Genomic DNA, 20,351 nt, shown 5'->3' with positions numbered 1-20,351 from the left:
AAATAGGATGGATTACACACAAACAGCCGCATTTATAACCAATACCCTTTTTGTTATGACGTTGGGGTGGTATCTGATTACCAACCTCCAATGGTACGATTATCGCATTGAGAGGGTAGTGTTGCGTCATCATAAAAGCTGGTGGCATTTGGTCTATTTTATTCTCCCTTTTATCGCCTATTACGTATCGGGCGAGTATTTTTGGATTCTTTTCTACGGAGTGATTGCCCCTTCAATTTTCATGTGGCATCGTAAACTCGATAAAAAAGTGGTATTGACGTGGCGGGTCAAGCGTTTTTTGATTTTGCTGATTTTCATTACCCTCTTTTTAAATTTTGTCTGTACGTTAAAAGCCTTCTGTCATGTGTACAGTGTTTTCTTCCCGCTTGCACTTGCTTACGCTCTTTCATGGGGAACGGAACGATTTTTATTTGAGACCTATAAACGCCAAGCCAAACAAAAAATAGCCTCGATGGGCGAATTGACGATCATCTGTGTTACCGGCAGTTATGGCAAGACGTCGATGAAAAATTTTATTGCTCAAGTCCTTTCTTCGAAGTTCAATGTTTATGCAACGCCGCGCAGTGTCAATACACTCGGAGGGATTATCCGCGATGTGAATGAATCGCTCCCTTTGAATGCACAAGTTTATATTTGTGAAGCGGGTGCTCGGGAGATCGGAGATATCTATGCGATAGCGCAATTACTCCATCCTCAAATCGTGGTTGTAGGAAAAGTGGGGCCGCAACATTTGGAATATTTTAAAACCTTGGAACGGATTCAGCGGACAAAGCTTGAAATTATCCATTCAAATCGTCTTAAACGGGCATTTATCCATACCTCAGTAACAGATCAGCCACATGAGAAAGTGACCTTTTTCGGTGAAGATATTCAGAATCTCACAGCGACGTTGGAAGGGACTGATTTTGATATGAATATGGACGGAGAGCTGCACCATTTTCACACTTCTGTTTTGGGGGGATTCCAAACTATCAATATCAACGCGGCAATTTTGATTGCACGTGAATTGGGAATGGAACCGGATGCGATTATCCATGCGGTTGAAAAGCTTAAAAGTGTCGAACACCGACTGGAGCGGATCGATGCGGGGGGAAAAATTATCCTTGATGACGGTTACAATGGAAACATTGACGGAATGCTGGAGGGGGTTCGTTTATGTTCACTCCATAACGGTCGTAAAGTGATTGTGACTCCCGGTCTTGTCGAGAGTACCGAAGAGCTTAACCGTGAGCTGATCCATGCCATTAACGGGGTTTTTGATATTGCGATTATTACCGGGCAACTTAATGCCGCACAGTTTGACAAAGAGTTGCATGTTCCTCAAAAAATTATGCTGGCGGATAAATCGCAAATGGTTAAAACATTGGGTGAAGTGACTCGCGCTGGCGATATCATTCTCTTTGCTAACGATGCGCCGAATTTTATCTGATGGAAAACATTTTATACGCTCCATGGCGCGATGAGTATGTAACGGGTGAAAAAATCGATGGATGTGTATTTTGCTACATCAGTACCCATCCGCAGGACGATGAGTCCCTTCATGTCTTGTACCGTGATGAGCACTGTTTTATTGTAATGAATCGATATCCCTACACTCCGGGCCATTTTATGATTATCCCTCATCATCACACCGATGCGCTTGAATCACTTGATCCGAACACGTGGCTCCATATAACCGCATTAGCTCAAAAAGGGGTACGGCTTCTTAAGGAGTCCTTCGGTGCACATGGTGTCAATTTGGGGATGAATCTGGGCAAAGCCGGGGGTGCGGGTATTGCAGAACATATCCATTTGCATCTGGTTCCCAGATGGGAACGGGATACTAATTTTATTACGGCTATCGCCGAAACTCGGGTGTATTCTACCGATTTTGAGAAAATATATCAGAAACTAAAAGAGGTGGCTAACTTCAATCTGCTTTGAGCTTAGAAAATTATAAAAATAAAATATAATTTTACGATAAAATTATATTTTATTTTTAGTATTAAAGAATTTAATTAGTAAGGATTTCTGTATGACTTTGCATGAAGCTGTTAATACAGCAGAAGTGATTTTGATTGAAGGGGATAGAGGAGCTGGTAAAAATACTTTAGCTACTTTTTTTGCATCTCTTTCTAAGACGAAGTATGAATCTGCAGAATTAGTGGCTATTCCAAAAGAGACCTATTTTAAAAAACAAGAAATTTATAATAATATGTTAAAAGAAAATAAATATGAATACACTCATATTTTTTTCTTGTTTGAGCAATGGAGAGAATTAAAAGGGAGATATGGACTTTCTTTCCTTTTAAACGATATTGAAAAAATTCTTGATACTACTAAAGTACAGATTTTATATTTTCAACGAATTGATCAGATTTTTGATATGAATGATCAAGCAGATACTTTTCAAATTGTTTCTGAGATTGCACGCCTTGCATTGAGTCGAAAAGTTAAGCTAATTGTCTCCTTGTTGAAATCAAGTGACAACTATATTTTGGTACATAATGCACTTCTTAATTTTGCTGATTTAACACTCTCAATTGAAAATGACAATGATCGAAGAGGGCGTTTGGTTAAAATTATTTCATCATTTTATCCGATTGAGCATTCGACTTATATGTTCAAATTTGGAAATAACCAATTTGTACTTCAAGAAAAGCACAATGAAACTATTACTGATGAGCTAAAACCGGTTGTTACATTAGAGAGGGTAGATGAGAAGGCTTTTAAAGCAGAAATTTCGAAGAAAACAACTTTTAATTTTGTTTTTGTGAGTCAAAACCAGCAAATTATTAATTGGACAGCCTATTTATTTGGTAATTTAGCATCTCTCTCCTTAAGACAATTTCGAAATATATCGGAGCTTTCTACTGAAATTTGGGAACAAACTGATGTAATTATTTACAGTTCAGAAACAATAGAAGAGATTTTTAATTTTTACCATTATGCACAAGAAAAAAATCCACTTGTAAAAACATTTGGATGGCTTTTAAACGGGTATGTCCGAGCCGATGATAAGATGAAAGCCCACTCTTATAGCAGTGGTGAATTATTTGGATTAGGGACACGTCAAACCGATTATATTTTAGCGTTGGAAAAAAGTCTTTCTGTCCCTTTTTATTCCAAAACGATTGAATATCGTCAGCAATCTTCTACCGTTGATTCATCCAGCAGTTTTGTTGATTTGATAGAGGAAGCTCTACGTGTTCGGCGAATATTTTCAATTTTTATTTTTGCCTATACTGTCCCTTTTGAAGATCAGAATTTTGAAACTACTTTTCGTGAAGAAGATGTCGCATATTTGGATGAAGTACATCATAAAATTTATCTCTTATTTATGAATGCACAAGAACAAGATTCTCATATTCTTTTGAAAAAGCTTTTATCGATTAAAGAGGATATAACTTTTGAAAAAGTGATTGAAGCTCCTGCTTTATTTGGAGGTCACGAGAATCTTTTTGATCATACGTTTTTACAAAAGGACAGTGTATGATCAAACGTACCTCCTTGTTGCTGTGTGCTCTTTTAGCGCATAGCACACTTAGTGGTGCCATATGGGTGGATGAGAAAGTTCTAAAAGATAATATTAAAAAAAATCCTTTAGATATTCAAAGCCGTTTGATTTATGCTAGGTGGCTAATGGATCAAAATGAAACGGCGAAAGCGCGTATCCTTTTTGAGAATATCAATACCAAAAATCATGTAGGTGCTGAAAATATTAAAAAAGAGTTTCAGCAATATGATGAGGATATGAAGCTTCTGAAAACTTTCAAGTTATCGACGCCGAAAGATCAAGAAAAATTTTTACCAAAAGTGACATTAATGTCACCGAAAGAGACTGAAAATATTTACCGTATATTGATTCGATTTAATATACCAATAACCAGTACTTTTTTAAAAGAGTTATACAATCAAATTGATAAAGGACCAAACGTTATATTGGCCCGTACCATCGCTTTATCTCTTCCTTCTGGACAAACTGTTGAAACAAAGGTAGGTAAGGTAACTGAAGAAGTGAAAACGCAAGAAAAGGTTGAAGTCTTACCCCAAACCATCAACGATGCACTAGAACAATATCGCCAAAATCCAACTTATCCAAATGTACAAAATGTAGTTGCATTTTATACTACCGCGAGAGAAGAACAAAAAAAGATTGATTTTTTAAAAAATCATTGCCGTATCAACCCTTTTGATTCACAAAGTAAAATTGAACTGGCTCGTTATTTGTCATGGGAAGGGAAGAATACGGAAGCATTAGTTTATTTGAATGGGATTAGTGGAGAGAACCATCTAGAAGCATTGTTAATATCGGGTCAAATAGAGTCATGGAATGGTAACTATGAATTAGCAAATAAAAACTTGAATGAAGTTCTTCGGTATGGAACACCTAAGCAACGATATGATGCTGAAAAAAGTTTAGCATATATTGCAAGATGGAGAGGTGATAATGGTACAGCAAGTTCCTTATTTGCTAAATTACAACGCGAAGATCCTTCGGATAGCGAGGTATCTGAAGAGGTTATGATCGATCAAAAAAATTTTACCCCTTTGATTCAACAATATGAAAAAATGGCAGAGGGTAATCCAAAAGCACTTGAAAGGCTTGTCTATTTGTTGCAGTTGGCAGGCGAATCGGAAAAAGCTCTTTTTTATCTTGAAAAACAGTATAAACTGACTAACAATAATCTTTTATTGATGGAAATGGGAAATATTGCGATCAGTATGAAGCAGACTCAAAAAGGGTTGCTGTACTGGAAGCAATATGCAACGGCGATGAATACACCGATTGCTTGGCTTGGTTATGGAAAGAATCTTTATTGGGCGGCTGAATACGAGAATGCTATAGCTGTTTTAAAACCTATTGCAATGGAACCGGATGTTAAAGTTGAGGCGGATGAATTGATTCAAACAATGCAACGTGTGTTGGAGGAACGTCAAGCAGTATCTTCGGATATAGTTGTGTCAGATAGTATACAATCTTCAGGAAATGATAAAATTGAAGTGGCAGAGGGACAATACCGTGAGGGAAAGCTTGATAGTGCCGCGAGTGAGTACCGTTTATTATATATTCGAACGGGGAATATCGAGTATGCTAAACGCTACATTCAGATTCTTGAAGAATCGGGTAAAACAGAAGAAGCGGAAGCTATAAAAAAGACATTTGACTTTATAGCTGAATCAGCACCATCCAAAATAGAAGAAGAACCTCTCCTCTCAAATGATCAACCTCTTCGTGCAGATAGCGAGATAAAAAGAGACCTGATTGTTGAAGGAGGAGGAAAGCTCACTACGGGTATGGTTGTTGAACACTTAAAAGACAATGCAGGAGTGAGTGTTTCATCCGTCAATTTAATTGGAAGTTATACAACAGAGAAACAGATTGAATTTAAATCGAAAGTGGGGGAGTACCGCTTTAAAAATAGCACTGATTCGTTAAAAGGGGAAAGTGGATTTGTATCTGTAGGCAATGAAGCATTTGAAGCCGGTGCATTTATAGATAATATCGAAGGGAGTACAGAGGTTAATCCTTATCTTAGATTTACACATGTAACGGGCCCCCATTCAATCAGTTTAATAGGGTATCGTCGTAACGTTGGATTTATTAAGAATTCAATTATTCCACTTCAACAGAAGAATACATTAACAACGATTCAAGTGACGGATTATGCACTGTTCCCAGATCAAAATGAGTTGTGGGCATCCTTTGATGTTTCACGAGATGAAAAGGAAAATACTATTTTTACTCCTCAGTTCCAATATCGTTTTTTTCAAATTCCCGTAATGGAAGCACTTTGGTCATGGTCGGTTGATGGATGGTATTTGGCGAATACTCATCCTACATCCGATTATTATTCACCCAAAAGAGAAGATGGAACCTATGCATCAACAAACTTTTCCCTTCCATTAGGGAATAAATTTGAATTAAATATTATGGGTGGATTAGGATATTCATTTCAAAATAATATTTATTTGTATAAAGCAGGTGGATGGATATCCAGAACAATCAACGATGGTTTATCGTTACGAATAGGATGTTCTGATCACAGCTCAATATCTAATGGTAAATCATTTGTTCCGTATGCTTACGACGTGTGTGATGCAAGCATTTACTATCGTTGGTAATATTGATGCCATTTTTTATTATTTTTTTACTTTTAACGTTGACTTATCTGGCTTTTAGCAATCTTACTGATCTTTATATTTTTTACCGGATGATTGATAATGGATTTATCCTTTTTTCCGTTATTTTGATAATGGTTTTTACTGGTATTGTTATTTTACGTTATTTGGCATTGATGTTTTTTTCTATTTTTAAGGTGGCGATAAAAACAGAAATCCAGATGAAGCAAAAAGTCTTTCATACTCATTTACGTGTTTCGATTATTGTTCCGGCCTATAATGAAGAGGTAGTTATTGGCCGATCTATTATTTCATTGCTGGAGCAAACGTATCCCAATATGGAAATCCTTGTTGTGGATGATGGTTCGAAAGATGGAACCTACCGTAATGCCAAGAGATATGAAGGGCATAAGGTAAAAGTAATCACCAAGCCAAATGGTGGAAAGTCTAGAGCGATCAATACCGGTATCGCTCATGCATCTGGGGATCTCGTGATGGTAGTTGATGCTGATTCACGTTTAAATCATGATGCTGTAGGGTTGATGGTACAGTATTTTGAAAACCAAAATATTGCTGCTGTTGCAGGATCTGTATATGTTGTAAATCAGGTAAATTCTATAACACGGCTTCAAGCATTGGAATACATCGAAGGGCTCAATATGGTTCGAAATGGGCAATCCTTCTTGAAGCTTGTCAATATTATCCCAGGGCCTATCGGGATGTTTCGTGTTGAGGCTCTTCAAAAAGTGGGTCTTTATGATCATGATACTTTTGCTGAGGATTGTGACGTTACCCTAAAACTCTTAGCGGAAGGCTATTCTGTCGATTTTGAATCAGATGCAATCGCGTATACTGAGGCTCCGGAACATTTACTGGATTTAATCAAACAGCGTTACCGCTGGACGCGGGGCATATTACAAGCTATTCGCAAGCATAGGGGATTTTTATTTCATACTAAAGGACGTCCATCCATGACTCTTGTTCTGTGGTATATGTTATTTGAATCTATTGTTTGGCCATTTATGGATGTATTTGCAACGATATTTCTTTTGTACATCACATTGATAACAGGAGTTAACTCGCTCCTCTTTTTTTGGTGGTCCTTGTTTACTGTTTTGGATCTTGCCGGAGCACTGTATTGTGTGCTGATTACCAGAGAAAAACTTTCACTTGTTTTTTATGCGATCCTTTACCGGCTGTATTTTATTGGTATAATTAATCTAGCAAAAATATTTGCAACGATAGAAGAGTGGTTTGGTATAGGAATGACATGGGGTAAACTTGATCGAAAAGGGAGAATTTAAATGAATCTAATTACATTTATGACATTTGCTATTTTAGTAATTACTATTTTAACACTAGTGTTTGGGGTGTTAGCTTATTTTTTATACAAAATTAGAGAATCCAAAAAAAAGCCTCAGCAATCTGAGGGGAGCTATGAGGAGATTTTGTTAGGTCGTAATTCAGAATTACTTTTTTTTAAAAAGGAGATAAGTTATGACTCACTCGTACTCAATGAGGTATTATAAACCTTCATATGGTGCCAATGCATATTTTTTAATTTTATTAATTGCAGTGTTAATGTCTCCTATTTTTTATTTTTTATTCAATAATTATGCCCCTGCAAATTTTATGATTATGGGTGGAGAATCAGAGAAAATTTATATTATTCGCTCCGAAGAAACTATTGAACGTCTCAAAACGATAGGGGTAGATGTACAAGGCTATGACTCTCGTTTGAAAGAAGTCAAGGGGATACTTGCTGATCAAGGGTATAACCCAAATATTATTTCTGAAAATGAGCTGATAACACTGAAATCAACTGATACCCTTTTTCTAATAGATGCAATTGCTTTGAGTGATAAAACGACTCAAATTATTGAACGATTTGTGGAGAGTGGTGGATCTCTCGTGTTTAACTATTACAGTGGGTTTAGTGGTGACCATGGTAAATGGCGTGGAGATGAATTCATTCGTACTTTGACTAAGCTTTCCGTTGACCCAAAAATACATACTCTAGCAAAACAGCAAGGGGTATTTATTACTCCAAAACTTCTTTCTCCCATAACAGGTTATCTTAAAGAGGGACCATTGGTTAGTTTCGTTTATTATGATGATATTCCCCTCTTTATTTCTCCTGATACTATGAGTCCGGATTTATATTTAACCGATTGGTCCCAATTTTCGACTCCAAAAGTGATGGACTTGCCTCTTCCGATAGAATTAAGCGGTGCATTATGGCATGGCTATTATGGGAAAGGAAATTGGATTTATTTTAATTTCCCTTCTTATGTATTGACTTCCTCAGGTACAGATGATGACAAGTACAGATCTCTTTTTCAGGGTATTGTAGACTTTACTCTCAAAGGAGTTGTTGCAAAACTTCATCCGTATTTGAATGACATTGATCCTGTTTTTGTTTCCGAAGATACCGAATTTCGTTTTGAAAATGCTAAATATTTTTCGGAGATGGTTCAGCGTTTAGAGATCCCAAGTACTGCTTTTTGTGTTGCAATGTTAGCTGAACGCAATCCAGACGTGACAAAGCAATTGGCAAAAAATCCTTTTATTGAATTGGGATCGCACAGTTATTCTCATGGAGAGATCGTTGGCGTCAATGAAAACGTGCTGAATAAAGAATTGATCGGTTCAAAAGAAATTTTAGAAAATTTATCAAAAACAAAGATAGAAGGATTTCGACCTCCTCGGGAAGAAATTGATGACGAAATTGCTAAAAAATTGGTTGAAGCTGGCTATTCTTATACGATGGAGAAGAACAAAAATCATCTTTACCCAACGATTGTCCGAAAAAAAATCGTCGTTATCTCACGTGTAGGTACAGATGATTACGGTTATATGGCTAATCACTCTTTGGATGAACAAAAAATTCTTGAAGAAATGAAACAAGAAGAACTATTGTTAAGAAAACTGAACGGTATTTATACTTTGAGCATTCACACTCATCTTTTTTCTGATCCTAATAATATTCATTTGGTTGAAAAATTTTTGAGTGGTTTGAAAGAAGAAAATGAAGTAACCTTTGTTCAAGGAAAAGAGATCACCGATCGTGTTCGAAAAGTGAATAATATTGATGTAAGTGTTTCGGTAAGTCCAGAAAATTATCTGGTTTCAGTTATCAATAATAACCCTGAAATAGTGAAGAGTGCAACCGTTCGCCTTTACTGGCCTAGATGGGGAAGTGTACAATCGGTTACTTCCAATACGAGTGGAGTACATTTTTTGATCAAACACAATGCAACAGATCGTTTTAGTGACATCACTTTACTTGATTTACAACCCCGAAAACAGTTAACTCTTTTGGCTGGATATAGCAGATGAAACGGTTTAGTTATGGCATGATACTGTGGTTTACAATGTCATCATTGTATGGATTTGATTGGATAGGCACAGGTGGTTTTGAATATCAAAAGATTACAAAAGGGCCGTATATTCCTATTACAGATATTTTGGAAGAGAATAATCTTACTAATGTCAATGCAATATCCATGTGGTTGACACGAAAATGGAGTGCTGATTGGTATCCAGCGGAAGAGGTTAATCATTCGATTATCGAATCTGGTCATCTTCCTATTTTTATCATTTACTGGTTTGCTGATGAAATATCGGTTGAGTATATTCATAAGCATAAAGGTGAGTATTTTACCTATCTTCGGCGGATTCGGGAATATCTAGATACAGTTGACGGTAAAAAAGTGATTGTTTTAAACCCTGAATACAATGAACATGGTGTTGAAGGTTGGACAGGATACAATCAATTACTACTTGAAAGTAAAAAAATACTGGATAAAGGGGATATTATCATCGGTCCGTGTGTGGGTGATTTTGGTGATTACAGTCGAAATTCTGATGTTAAAAATTGGAAAAAATTTGATCCTTCTCTTAATAAAGCAATTGCTTCTTTCGATTTTATTGCCTTTCAAGAAATGCGTTCATTGACTAAAAATAAACCTTCTGATATTGCTTCACTTCCACAACGGATTGAACACTTTAGCGAGTACTTGCATAGTGTTTATAACAAACCTGTTTTTTTGGCATATTTGGCTTTGTCAACGTGGGGAAAAGATGCTGAATTGATTCAAGCTGAAGTACTTCAAAAGCTTTCTACACGTCAATTAGTATTGCAATCAAAGGGGTTGATGGGAATCAATTTTTTTCATTTGCTTGATGTTCCGAATCACGTAGGCTATTTTGAGGAGGGTGAAAAATATTTTGGTTTATTTCACTCCAATTTTCTTCCCAAAGAGAGTATTGCCCCTTTTAAACGGTTGCAGTTGATCCCAAAAGGGAAGTTTTAAAACCATTTAGAGTAGAATTATAAAGTTTCACTATACATTAAAAGGTAAAACATGAAATTATTTAAAAAAGATCGCACGGGTGTGGAAATAAAAAACTCTTCTCAGCCTTTGTTTTCTATACCAAATGAAAAATCTGAAATTAAAGATACCTCTAACCCTTTATTTACTACTCCAAATGAAAATACGGAGTATAAAAGTATTTCTCAGGCTCTATTTGAGGTACCAAAAGAACGCTATATTAGAGCAAATTTTCCTAATCTAATTGATGATTTAAAAGGCGAATTTACTTTACACTTCTCTGATAATTATCTATTGTTTACCTTGCTTACGCAGCTTCATAGCTTAGGGGACAGAAATGATTTTCAAGTGATTTTAAAATCATGGGGAGAGATCATTGCGAAAGATATAATTCAAAAAGGAAATTTTTTGAATGATGAAAATGGCTTTGAAGGAGTTATCGAATATTTGAATCAAATACTTATGATGAGAAAATTTGGTTTTCTACAGTGCCGTATTGATGAACATGCTCGTAGTTTAGTTCTTATCTATCACTATACTCCTTTTGATATGCAAATGCTAAAGATGTTTGGTGAAGATATATTGATTACTTTTTATACTGTTTTATTTCAGTTATTGTTCAGCGGATTGATGGAAACCACTTTCCAGATTGCGTCTATTGAAGATATGGATACATCTTGGAATTTCACGCTAGAATCGTAACTGCTTATTTTAAGGAATTGAAAAAAGTTTTTTAAGCATTTGCAGGAGTGTTTGGTAAAGTGGCGAATTAGGATTGTATTCATAGAGGGTTTCCACTCTGGTTGCTGCAACTTTAACATTAGAGTCAAATGGAAGCGCAAAGAGGTAAAGTTTATCAAATAGATAGCGATACAATGCTTCAAAGTTTACGCTGATCTCATCAGCAGCAACCTTATTGGTAACAAAATAAATTTGTTTTTCCTGCCCATAACTATTTTTTACTTTTGTAAGAGTATTTTGCATTAACTCAAGTGTAGCATATGAGGTTGCATCTGCCTCCAATACACCGATGATAGTATCGGAAACTTTCATAGCTAAATTCGTCATCGGACTGAATCCTGGAGGGGTATCAATCAAGACGATATCGTAATACCCAATGAGTGATTTCAGAGCTGTCTCAAACTGATCTGGATATTGTAAGAGCATGGTAATATAATCATTGGTCTCTTCAATCGCCATAATACCCGAGGGGAGAATATCAAATCCCTTGGTTGTTTTTTGGACAAGCTTCTCTACCGGATGATTAAAAATTTCGGAAAGTCCAAGATGATTCCGAATACCAAGAACCCCTGATAAGCTATTTTGTGGATCTGTGTCCACTACAAGTACGCGCTGTCCTGATGTGGATAATATCTGAGCAATATTTAAAGTAAGAGTTGTTTTTCCAACCCCTCCTTTAGAAGAGTAAATAGTAATACATCGTTTCATTGAAACATCTCTCTGGCATGATAAGATCGCATATAATCATTTGGGGTCATCTCTTTATCCTTGTCAAAATAATACAACAAACTCACTCCTGCAAACATTGAATTGTATTCGGGTGCTTTAGAAAATCCTATCATACCCATGGTGTGTAAATTCTGATTTATTTTGTATCCGCCTAGGGCTTTGATATTAAATCCAACCCCTGATTGGCTGGTTGTAGGATAGGTGTCTCCTACATCACTAGAGAGAGGGAAGTAGGGTGCGGATGATTCGGTAAAATTTAATAAGGCAACATTACCTTTAATATTGATAAAAGAGTTGTTATTGTAAATATAGGTATAGTCACCATATAAACCTGTAAGAAGAAAAGAGGTTGGACTGAAATAACCACCACTCCCCATAGTAAAATGGTTGGTAGAATGGTTATAGCTATCATATACCACAAGTGGTCCTAATAAAAAAGTTTCTTGTTCATTCTTTAAAAAATTTTTGCCGATAAAAAAAGATGCCTTAGCTTCTTTATTGGATATGGTATTAATTCCTTCAATTTTTGGGGAGTAATTAAATGTCAAAGAAGTAGACCAATCACTTTGATGCTTCAAAGCTACTTCATAGCCAGTTTTCATAGATCTGCCCCATACTGTCCCATCGACAGGATCTTTTGCACCGATATACGAAAGCATGGTTTCATTGATGGCTTCCCGTGATGTTTTTAGTGAAATACTAAGTGGAGCTAAATATATTCCCCCTTTCATAAACCATGTGAGTGCACTGGTATCGATTTCATTGCTGATGGGTGTTGAGCCAATTCCTGCTTCCATAAAATAATGATCATTATCGTACCGGTACTCAATAAAAGGGACAATAGCACTCAATGACTCTATATGAAAATTTCCTTTTTGAGTTTGCCCTGAAGCAAATTGTACTCGGTTTTCAGAGGATAAAGTACCTGTATCAAGCCGTAAAAAATTTGTACCAAGTCGTAGAAGGTGGTTAAATGAAGGGACGAGTGTCGCCTCAGCCGATAATCCAATAGTACTTAATTGATCAATCCCTGCAATTCCGGATCTTGTATTAAACAAAAGTCCACTTGACACAGAGCTTTGTTTCTTGTTTATAATTTCATTTTTTAACTGTGCAACTTTTTCAGTTGAATTTAGTGAATTGATGAAGATACTCCTTTTGGGGAGATGTTTTAGTGTCATTGCTTGGAATATTTAAAAGTAATGTAGGTTTTTTCCCAATATCCGATGAAATAAAAGGATTATAAATGCCATTATAATCATATGTGTCTTGAGACAATGAAGGTGATTTTGAAGTAGATAGTGTATTTATGGATTGTTTTTTGGATGAAGTTGATGAATTATGTTCTAATTCTTCTATGAGATGAATGGTGTCGAGACTTTCTTGTTTATATCCCATTTGAAGATAAAGTTCTGCTATTTTTTGCAATAAGAGGATATCTTTAGTTTTTGAAGCAAGTAAGAGATATGAAAATGCCTTTTTATCGTCTTTTAATATATGTGATGAGAGTGCTCCAGCATAAAAAAGATTGGCTGATGGTTGTTGTTGTAGAAGGATTTCAAATTGTTCCAAAGCCTCTTTTGTTTTATTTTGATGGAAAAGACTCCATCCCAAATTTTCAATTAAATCAGCATCATTAGCGATTAGCAAACCGCTTCTCAAAGTATTTTCTGCTGATACAAACTCTTTTTGTTCTAATTGAAACGAAGAGAGTTTTTTGTAATAGGTCAAATAGAGTGCTTTGAGAGATTCTCGTTCTTTTGCTGATAAAGATTTTTGAGTAAGAGTATTGAAGTATGTTTCTGCTTGCGAAAAACGATTTTCACTGAGTAGGGCATAAACGAGAGAGATAAAATCTCCTATTGAATTGGATTGACGATAAGCAAGTGAACGATAATATATTGCTTCTTCGGGATAAATATGCTCTCCTACTGCCCCTAAGAGCCTAATGGTTTCGATACGATTGGGCTGTAATTGATGCAATTGTTTTGCACTATTCCACCCTTTTTCATACTCTTTTTGTTCAAGATAGAAAGCGATTTTGGCAGATTGATAAGTATATTCGACATCACTATTCCATTTTGTGCGATCCAGTTTTTCAAACGTCACAAGAGCATTTTTGTATTTTTTTTGTGCAATATACGTATTCGCTGAACCAATCAATGCCAATGAATTTTTGGGAGAAGAGGAGAGTGCTGTTTGGTAGTACTCTTGTGCTATGTTGTATTTATTCATTCGACTATAAACTTCGCCCAAACGTAATAGAACGTTTATATCCATTGGATTTTTGATATAAAGTGTTTGGAGTATGGAAGCTGCTTGCTCCAGCTCATTTTTAGAAATAGCATCGATGGCATTTTTCATATCTGCATCGGATGCCTTGATTGGCTCGGTTGTATTTTTAAGACTTTTCAAAATTTCAACTGTTTGTACAGGTTCAATAGACTCTTTAAGCTTTTTGGATTCTGTTAGAGCCATTTCGTAAAGATCTGATATGTCTTGACGGTGATACTTTTTTGAAATGGGTTCTAACAGTTTAATCACATCATTCCAGTTATTTTGCTTTGATAAAATAATTGCTTTACCGTAGCGGGCATCTCCATTTTTTGGTCTTGCTTTTAATACTTGATCAAAATATAGTTGAGCATTTCTGACATCGTTTTCTTCTAAAGCTTGGAATCCTTGTTTGATCAATAGATGTTTTGTTTCTTCCGTTATTGCTGAGTTTTGGGTTATTTTGACTATTTGTACATTTTTTTTAGTTGATTTCTGTAATGAAGAGGTGGTTGATGTTTTTTTCGATGGCTCTTTTTTTTGAGATAAACGGTTAATTGCTTGGGATATTATCGTTTGATTTGGATCTAATTCTAAAATATGTCGATACACTTGAATCGCCTCTTCTATTTTGCCTTGTTTTTCGTATTCTTTGGCGAGAGTTGTAAGATTATTGAAGCTGGCGGGACTAATATCGGTAGCACTCAAGGGGGAGAGTGCTGAACAAGCCAAGGCTATCGCCATAATAGGAAGTCTTTTTTTCATTAATCACCTCGTTTTTACTCAGATTAGTATTAGTAAATATTTTACTATAATAAAGCAAAGAATTTTGCATAGCTCCAGACTCATCATGGTCCAATGAAACGGTATTGTTTACTAAATCAACAAAGATTGGAAAGTAGGGTAAAGCAAGAATGTTTTGATATCCTTCAAGGTAATGAAGTACTTCTGCCCCGGGATTAAGTTTGCTCCAAATACTCCAAAAAAGAGGGATACGTATAGCGTCATAACTAAAATAAGGACGCATTGAGGGAAGAGAAAAAGTATGTCTTTCTTTGTTATAAATCATCCAATCAGCATGAAGGTGAAAGGTACTATAACACATATTGAGAAGTGCTAAGGAATCATATTTGAGGTTATTCCAAATTATATTATGGCTTTCAATGTAAAATGCATCGAAAATGAAAGGGATGGAATACGATGGATTGATTGTGATTGTTGCATTGGTTTCAAATCCTTGTATTCCAGGCAAGAGAAATATATGATTGTCAACGGTACGAGTTAAATGTAGTTGGATTGATTGAATGAGTTCAAGAGCTTTAGTCCGATATTTTTCGTCTTTAAATTTTTTGGAAGCGGATAGCCATGCATAAGCAATCCACATATCGCCGTCTGTTGCATTGTTTGTGTCTAAAACTGTCCATGATTTTTTTTCATTTTCTCCCCATTTCCATGGATAGAGACCTTGTTCATTTTTAGGCATATTGTTTTCGAGCCAATGATTAAGTTTTTGAAATGTTTCTTTGTCGTTATAGCAGACGGAAAAAAACAGTGCATATCCAATCCCCTCGGTATGGGTTATATTATTGTTTTGACGGTCTACTACCCGTCCATCAGGCTGAATATAAGAGGTTTTGAAATTGTCCCAAGAATCAGCAAATGCTATGTTGGCTAAGAATGTAATAGCGATTGCAATTCGAGCAATATTAAACATCAGGATGATGTTTTTCTTTGAAATGTTTCAAGAAACGACGTACAAAATATACTAATATCACGACGAGGATAAAAGAAAAAAGACTAAAAACGAGAGGATCTCCTGTCACGTAGAAACGCATTTGATCTAAAAGAGACAAATCCCCTAAAAAATATTTTTTTCCGATTTCAAATGAAGAAATTTTATCAAGATCAGTATCAATGATTAAGACATCACTGGTGTGTCCAATTGTTTTTTCTTTGGAAAATAAGGTATTTATCCCTTGCTCAATCCCTTGCGGACTATCGTATTCAATTCCTATAACCGAGCGTGATCCGTCAAAGGGAGATTTAAATAACTGAACCAAAACATGTTTTTCAGAAGCACTTGATGCTTCCAGCTGTTTTTGATATCGAAATGGCTCAAGTCGATTGGTGTCGTAAAAAGGGAGATAGTCAATGAATTTATAAATCAAAGGAAAAGTAGTGGAGAATGATTTCCCCACTACTTTAACGGGTGCTTTTTCAAATAATTCATCATTGTGATGACTATAAGAACCAACATAAATAATATCACGGTCTTCAACATTTTTGGTTGAAGTACTTACGGATAAACGATAGAGTGGATATTCGATCTCTTTGCCCAGGAAAAAAGCGATTTTGAAAGCTGCTGTTAAATTGGAAGGTGAAAACGAACTAAGGACTATAGCGGTTTTTCGCCCATCAGGATAGACGGAGTAGGGGTATGCACCATATAAAAAGTAGTGCAGATAAGGCATCTCGATCCAATGAGGGACTGTTGGAAGTTCAATGGAAGATGTGTCAAGAATAGTAGTTTGTAAGTTTTCTAGATTATAAAGTTCGCAAAAACCTTTTTTGAATGGAACCATCGCGGGTTGCAGCGAAAGTTTATTGCTTCCATCGCCCATAAGATATGCTGGAAATGAATCTGATTTTTTGAAATTGAGTAGCTCAGAAATACTAAGCTCTTTAGAAATTTTTTCATCAAATGATAATTGGGCGGCAAAGTTATCATTTAAAGAAATATTGAGAACTGAATCATGGCGAACTTTACGTGGATAAATACCATTAATATTCAATTTTATGGTTGCTTTTTCTTCAAAGAAAAGGTCCGGATATATTTTGAAATGTATATCTAAAGGGGCAGGGTACATGTATTTAAACAAGGTATTTTTCTGTCCCATTTCTCTAAAGGTAATTTTCTGACCAAGAGGGAGGTAATTTGGAGCAGTATATGCAACTGATTCTTCTGGAAGTTTAATTGTACCTACACGTAAACCATATCCTTTATAGAGATTAAAATCATGAGTAGCAAAAAAGTAGGCACTATCGGCTACTTCTTGATCGGTTTGTCCTGTTAGACAAATAATTCCATACTGAGGATTGGAAGGATTAGCAAAAAAAAGTATTGAATTGTTTTGAATTTTAGGAATAAGAGAATCAGCTCCCATTGAAAACGATGACGTTAAAATCGCTTTGAGTTGATCCCGGGTTGCTAGGACCAATACATCGCTATTGGACGGGATAGTTGATGTGACAAACATGTCCATATCACGAAATTTTAACTTTTCACCGATGGCACTGGATGTAATAGCCGCCGCAGTTACAAGAGTATTAGACTTTTGCGTAGGCAGGACAAATCCAATACGATTTTTTTCAATATTTTTAGAATCAAACAGATAGTGATCTATCATCCCCAAACTATTCGTTAACACTTTTGGCAAAACAGTAAGTTCGATATAACTATTGCTTCCATCAACCTTAGTCCATAATTCTGGTGCTGTTTCATCTTCACAGTGATCGATAGTGTAGTGCTGATAACTATTAATGGTTAAGCGATTGAACTCTTTGAATTGGCTGGGAGAGAGTTTGACTTCCATGGAAGATTCTACTCCCCGATCTTGTACATTGATCCACTTTTGAGAAATTGGTTTCTCATTAAAAGAAACACTTAAAACAGAGCGTTCAGGGATAATTGCTAACGATGAAGTATAGGTTAATTTAAGGCGCGCAGAGAGGACTAACCAGCGTGAAGCAAGCGGAAAATTTATTTGCTGTTCGGCTCTTGCACCTCGAAGAATAAATTGAGTAATACTTTTTGATTCATAATTTAAGGGGATACGAATGGTTTGTGTCCCATCTGGATTGGAAACGATCAGGGTCCCTTCTTTTCCATAAAGTGATGTAAAAAGTAAAAATAAGAGAATTATGAGAAAACGCATTTATAAACCTTTTTGTGGAATGAAATGAAAAGTTTTGGTTAAAAATTGAAATATTATACGCTTCAATTTTAGTTCAGTATGAATTTTAGATACAAGACTAAAAAAAGAGCCTATAGGTGTAGGATGGGATTCTAGACGTTCATAACTAATCCATTTTGTGTTATCCCCGAAAATAATAGTAATTAATTTTTTACGAAGTTCAATATCCGTATCAACTTCCATAAAACGAAGAACAGCATTTGAGCGAAAATTATGAAGGTACTTGGCTTGTATGAATACCATACGTCCACTCTCCTCTTTAATTAATACGGAACAATCTGTATTGGATTTCAAATGTTTATTCACCGATTCAAGAATTGCATCTGGAAATGAAATGGATACACCACCCATTGAGATATCGGTGATTTTACCATAAAATGTTTCAGAATTTATCGTAAAAACGGCATTGTCATTGGAAGGAATACGTGCATAACGTCGAAGTTGTTTTTTTTCATACACAATAACCAATGCGGATAAAATGAGAAAAAGATTAAAAGCATTCCATGCCAGGGTAACGAGAGTAATGGTTAATAGCTCTGGATGCGCAAATAAACGATAGATTCCCATTCCAAATCCGGCAATAATAAGGAGAAAAATGATCACAAACGGGGTATAGAGCTGGCTAATAAAATCATCATCGGCATTTTCCCCTTTGGGCGTTACGGCAAACTCTGGGGCTCTTGGGTTTAAAAAGACTGAAAATATTGCTGGCAAAGTAAATAAGGATAATGCTGTTTCATACACTTCTGAATAAAAGCTCCATCGGACCTCTTTGTAAAGGTAGTATGAAAGCATTATTGCCAATATCAAATGGGGAATAGGATAGACCAAAATTTCAGTAGGTGTGGCATGATAGATCCGTAAACCGAATAGTAGATAAGCTAACGGAGCAAGAAGATAAATAACGCGTGCATATGAAAAAAACCAAAAAAAAGTGGCACTGAAATAACTAAGTTTTTGATGTAATTTAAGCGATTGGAGTAAAGGATTTTTAAGTAAAAAGATTTGTACCATTCCTTGCGACCAGCGTATGCGTTGAAGAACGAGGGCACTGAACGTTTCGGGTTGAAGACCTCGTATCATGGGGATATCGATATAGGCACTTTTGTATCCACGTGCATGTAATCCCAGTGCTGTTTCGGCATCTTCGGTGATAGTTTCTCCTGCGATACCTCCCACTTCATTCAGATATTTTCTCCGTAAAAGAGCTGCAGAACCGCAAAAGAAAGAGCTTTCCCAAAAATCGTGACCTTTTTGGATATGGTAGTAAAACATTTCATTTTCAGAAGGGGCATTTCGAAAAACATTAAGATTCTTTTCAATAGGATCGGGATTGTAAAAGGCATGTGGAGTTTGAACCAAAAACATTTTAGGATCTTTTAAAAATTCTCCTACAGTATTACTCAAAAAATCGTGAGTCGGTATATGATCGCAATCCAAAATTAAGATTAAATCACCGGAAACCGATTCGAGTGCGGTATTGATATTACCAGCTTTAGCATGGAGATTTTTTTCACGTGTTAAGTACGTTAATCCATGATTAGCTGCAAATTTTTGAAATATTTTGCGTCGTTCGTATGCTTGTGCTGCTTTTATGGGATCTAAGTCGTTAATTTTTTGGTCAGTGCCTCCATCATCCAGGATACAAATCCGAAGTTTGTCTTTAGGATAGCGAAGCATCGAAGCTGCTAACGCAGTATTGGATACAATATCAAAATTTTCATTGTATGTTGGGATCAACACATCGACAGAAGGAAGTTGATCGATCGGAACGTGACTAATATTGATCGGTTTACGATCCAATAAATTCAGAGAGGTGAAGATTCCGAGTGAAGCGATGGTAATACCATACATTTCGGCGAGTACAAGAAGTAGGGTTCCAATAAAATCAAAGAAACCAGTATAGATGATTGTTTCGCTAAGTCTCCAAAAAATATATCTCCAAGAGATATACAGTGTGAGAAAGAGCAAAAGGAGGCGGACACGTTCTGTGAATTTAAAGATAAAGGCAAGAATAAAAAATAAAATCGTTGAATAGGCTAATAGTGCTTGAGACGTATTGTTGTAATGGGCGGTAATAATGATGAAAAAAGGAAATATTGTAAGTAGTAAAAAGTAATTAGTTTGTTCATCTATATATTTTTTTATTTTTGAAGATACACTATGAAATATCATT

The 20,351-nt window shown here is 35.9% G+C and carries 15 protein-coding genes; 9 read left to right on the top strand and 6 right to left on the bottom strand.

Features of this window, described 5'->3' with window-relative positions; all coding sequences use genetic code 11:
• Window positions 1-7: 7 nt before the first annotated feature.
• The 9 genes from WC407_RS01925 (at window position 8) to WC407_RS01885 (ending at window position 11,159) form a co-directional block, all read left to right on the top strand.
• The gene (locus tag WC407_RS01925) at window positions 8-1,450 is read left to right on the top strand and encodes a Mur ligase family protein (protein WP_373020624.1); all 1,443 of its coding nucleotides are present in this window, start codon (window positions 8-10) and stop codon (window positions 1,448-1,450) included.
• Window positions 1,450-1,944 carry an HIT domain-containing protein gene (locus WC407_RS01920; RefSeq protein WP_373020622.1) on the top strand — a complete coding sequence of 165 codons (495 nt, stop codon included), beginning with the start codon at window positions 1,450-1,452 and terminating at the stop codon, window positions 1,942-1,944. Before WC407_RS01925 ends, WC407_RS01920 begins: the two co-directional genes overlap by 1 nt.
• Window positions 1,945-2,035: 91 nt before the next feature.
• Window positions 2,036-3,496, top strand: a complete 1,461-nt coding sequence (locus WC407_RS01915) for a hypothetical protein (protein ID WP_373020618.1) — start codon at window positions 2,036-2,038, stop codon at window positions 3,494-3,496.
• Window positions 3,493-6,126, top strand: coding sequence for a tetratricopeptide repeat protein (locus tag WC407_RS01910; RefSeq protein WP_373020616.1), 2,634 nt, complete (start codon window positions 3,493-3,495; stop codon window positions 6,124-6,126). The genes WC407_RS01915 and WC407_RS01910 overlap by 4 nt, the downstream gene beginning before the upstream one ends.
• A gap of 218 nt (window positions 6,127-6,344) precedes the next feature.
• A complete protein-coding gene (locus WC407_RS01905; protein WP_373020614.1) occupies window positions 6,345-7,427 on the top strand; it encodes a glycosyltransferase in 1,083 nt (360 codons plus the stop codon).
• Window positions 7,428-7,652: a hypothetical protein gene (locus WC407_RS01900; protein ID WP_373020612.1), complete on the top strand. Its 225-nt coding sequence runs from the start codon at window positions 7,428-7,430 to the stop codon at window positions 7,650-7,652.
• A complete protein-coding gene (locus WC407_RS01895; RefSeq protein ID WP_373020610.1) occupies window positions 7,621-9,462 on the top strand; it encodes a polysaccharide deacetylase family protein in 1,842 nt (613 codons plus the stop codon). The genes WC407_RS01900 and WC407_RS01895 overlap by 32 nt, the downstream gene beginning before the upstream one ends.
• Before the next feature lie 35 nt (window positions 9,463-9,497).
• A complete protein-coding gene (locus WC407_RS01890; RefSeq protein WP_373020605.1) occupies window positions 9,498-10,439 on the top strand; it encodes a hypothetical protein in 942 nt (313 codons plus the stop codon).
• 51 nt (window positions 10,440-10,490) lie between these two features.
• Window positions 10,491-11,159: a hypothetical protein gene (locus WC407_RS01885; protein ID WP_373020603.1), complete on the top strand. Its 669-nt coding sequence runs from the start codon at window positions 10,491-10,493 to the stop codon at window positions 11,157-11,159.
• Window positions 11,160-11,168: 9 nt separating this feature from the next.
• Here WC407_RS01885 and WC407_RS01880 read toward each other — a convergent pair whose 3' ends face one another.
• Genes WC407_RS01880 through bcsA form a run of 6 tightly spaced genes read right to left on the bottom strand, consistent with a single transcriptional unit; the run spans window position 11,169 to window position 20,350 of the window.
• Window positions 11,169-11,906, bottom strand: coding sequence for a ParA family protein (locus WC407_RS01880; protein ID WP_373020601.1), 738 nt, complete (start codon window positions 11,904-11,906; stop codon window positions 11,169-11,171).
• Entirely contained in the window at window positions 11,903-13,108 is a 1,206-nt protein-coding gene (locus WC407_RS01875; protein ID WP_373020599.1) for a cellulose synthase subunit BcsC-related outer membrane protein, read from the bottom strand. The genes WC407_RS01880 and WC407_RS01875 overlap by 4 nt, the downstream gene beginning before the upstream one ends.
• Window positions 13,050-14,966, bottom strand: a complete 1,917-nt coding sequence (locus tag WC407_RS01870; RefSeq protein ID WP_373020597.1) for a tetratricopeptide repeat protein — start codon at window positions 14,964-14,966, stop codon at window positions 13,050-13,052. The genes WC407_RS01875 and WC407_RS01870 overlap by 59 nt, the downstream gene beginning before the upstream one ends.
• Complete coding sequence (locus WC407_RS01865; RefSeq protein ID WP_373020593.1) at window positions 14,890-15,915, bottom strand: glycosyl hydrolase family 8; 1,026 nt, start codon at window positions 15,913-15,915, stop codon at window positions 14,890-14,892. Before WC407_RS01865 ends, WC407_RS01870 begins: the two co-directional genes overlap by 77 nt.
• Entirely contained in the window at window positions 15,908-18,136 is a 2,229-nt protein-coding gene (locus WC407_RS01860; protein ID WP_373020591.1) for a cellulose biosynthesis cyclic di-GMP-binding regulatory protein BcsB, read from the bottom strand. Before WC407_RS01860 ends, WC407_RS01865 begins: the two co-directional genes overlap by 8 nt.
• Window positions 18,137-20,350, bottom strand: coding sequence for a UDP-forming cellulose synthase catalytic subunit (bcsA, locus tag WC407_RS01855; RefSeq protein ID WP_373020589.1), 2,214 nt, complete (start codon window positions 20,348-20,350; stop codon window positions 18,137-18,139).
• Window position 20,351: the final 1 nt, after the last annotated feature.

It is taken from the genome of Sulfuricurvum sp., assembly GCF_041651515.1.
Taxonomy (GTDB): domain Bacteria; phylum Campylobacterota; class Campylobacteria; order Campylobacterales; family Sulfurimonadaceae; genus Sulfuricurvum.
Note: the sequence above shows the minus strand (reverse complement) of the source record. Positions and strands in the feature narration are given on the sequence as shown.

What these genes read in the sequence shown, in the direction of transcription:
- WC407_RS01880 (WP_373020601.1), bottom strand. Translation starts at nt 11,906, where the DNA reads ATGAAACGATGTATTACTATTTACTCTTCTAAAGGAGGGGTTGGAAAA.
- WC407_RS01910 (WP_373020616.1), top strand. Translation starts at nt 3,493, where the DNA reads ATGATCAAACGTACCTCCTTGTTGCTGTGTGCTCTTTTAGCGCATAGC.
- WC407_RS01925 (WP_373020624.1), top strand. Translation starts at nt 8, where the DNA reads ATGGATTACACACAAACAGCCGCATTTATAACCAATACCCTTTTTGTT.
- WC407_RS01885 (WP_373020603.1), top strand. Translation starts at nt 10,491, where the DNA reads ATGAAATTATTTAAAAAAGATCGCACGGGTGTGGAAATAAAAAACTCT.
- WC407_RS01905 (WP_373020614.1), top strand. Translation starts at nt 6,345, where the DNA reads ATGAAGCAAAAAGTCTTTCATACTCATTTACGTGTTTCGATTATTGTT.
- WC407_RS01920 (WP_373020622.1), top strand. Translation starts at nt 1,450, where the DNA reads ATGGAAAACATTTTATACGCTCCATGGCGCGATGAGTATGTAACGGGT.
- WC407_RS01865 (WP_373020593.1), bottom strand. Translation starts at nt 15,915, where the DNA reads ATGTTTAATATTGCTCGAATTGCAATCGCTATTACATTCTTAGCCAAC.
- WC407_RS01915 (WP_373020618.1), top strand. Translation starts at nt 2,036, where the DNA reads ATGACTTTGCATGAAGCTGTTAATACAGCAGAAGTGATTTTGATTGAA.
- WC407_RS01900 (WP_373020612.1), top strand. Translation starts at nt 7,428, where the DNA reads ATGAATCTAATTACATTTATGACATTTGCTATTTTAGTAATTACTATT.
- WC407_RS01860 (WP_373020591.1), bottom strand. Translation starts at nt 18,136, where the DNA reads ATGCGTTTTCTCATAATTCTCTTATTTTTACTTTTTACATCACTTTAT.
- WC407_RS01870 (WP_373020597.1), bottom strand. Translation starts at nt 14,966, where the DNA reads ATGAAAAAAAGACTTCCTATTATGGCGATAGCCTTGGCTTGTTCAGCA.
- WC407_RS01875 (WP_373020599.1), bottom strand. Translation starts at nt 13,108, where the DNA reads ATGACACTAAAACATCTCCCCAAAAGGAGTATCTTCATCAATTCACTA.
- WC407_RS01895 (WP_373020610.1), top strand. Translation starts at nt 7,621, where the DNA reads ATGACTCACTCGTACTCAATGAGGTATTATAAACCTTCATATGGTGCC.
- bcsA (WP_373020589.1), bottom strand. Translation starts at nt 20,350, where the DNA reads ATGATATTTCATAGTGTATCTTCAAAAATAAAAAAATATATAGATGAA.
- WC407_RS01890 (WP_373020605.1), top strand. Translation starts at nt 9,498, where the DNA reads ATGTCATCATTGTATGGATTTGATTGGATAGGCACAGGTGGTTTTGAA.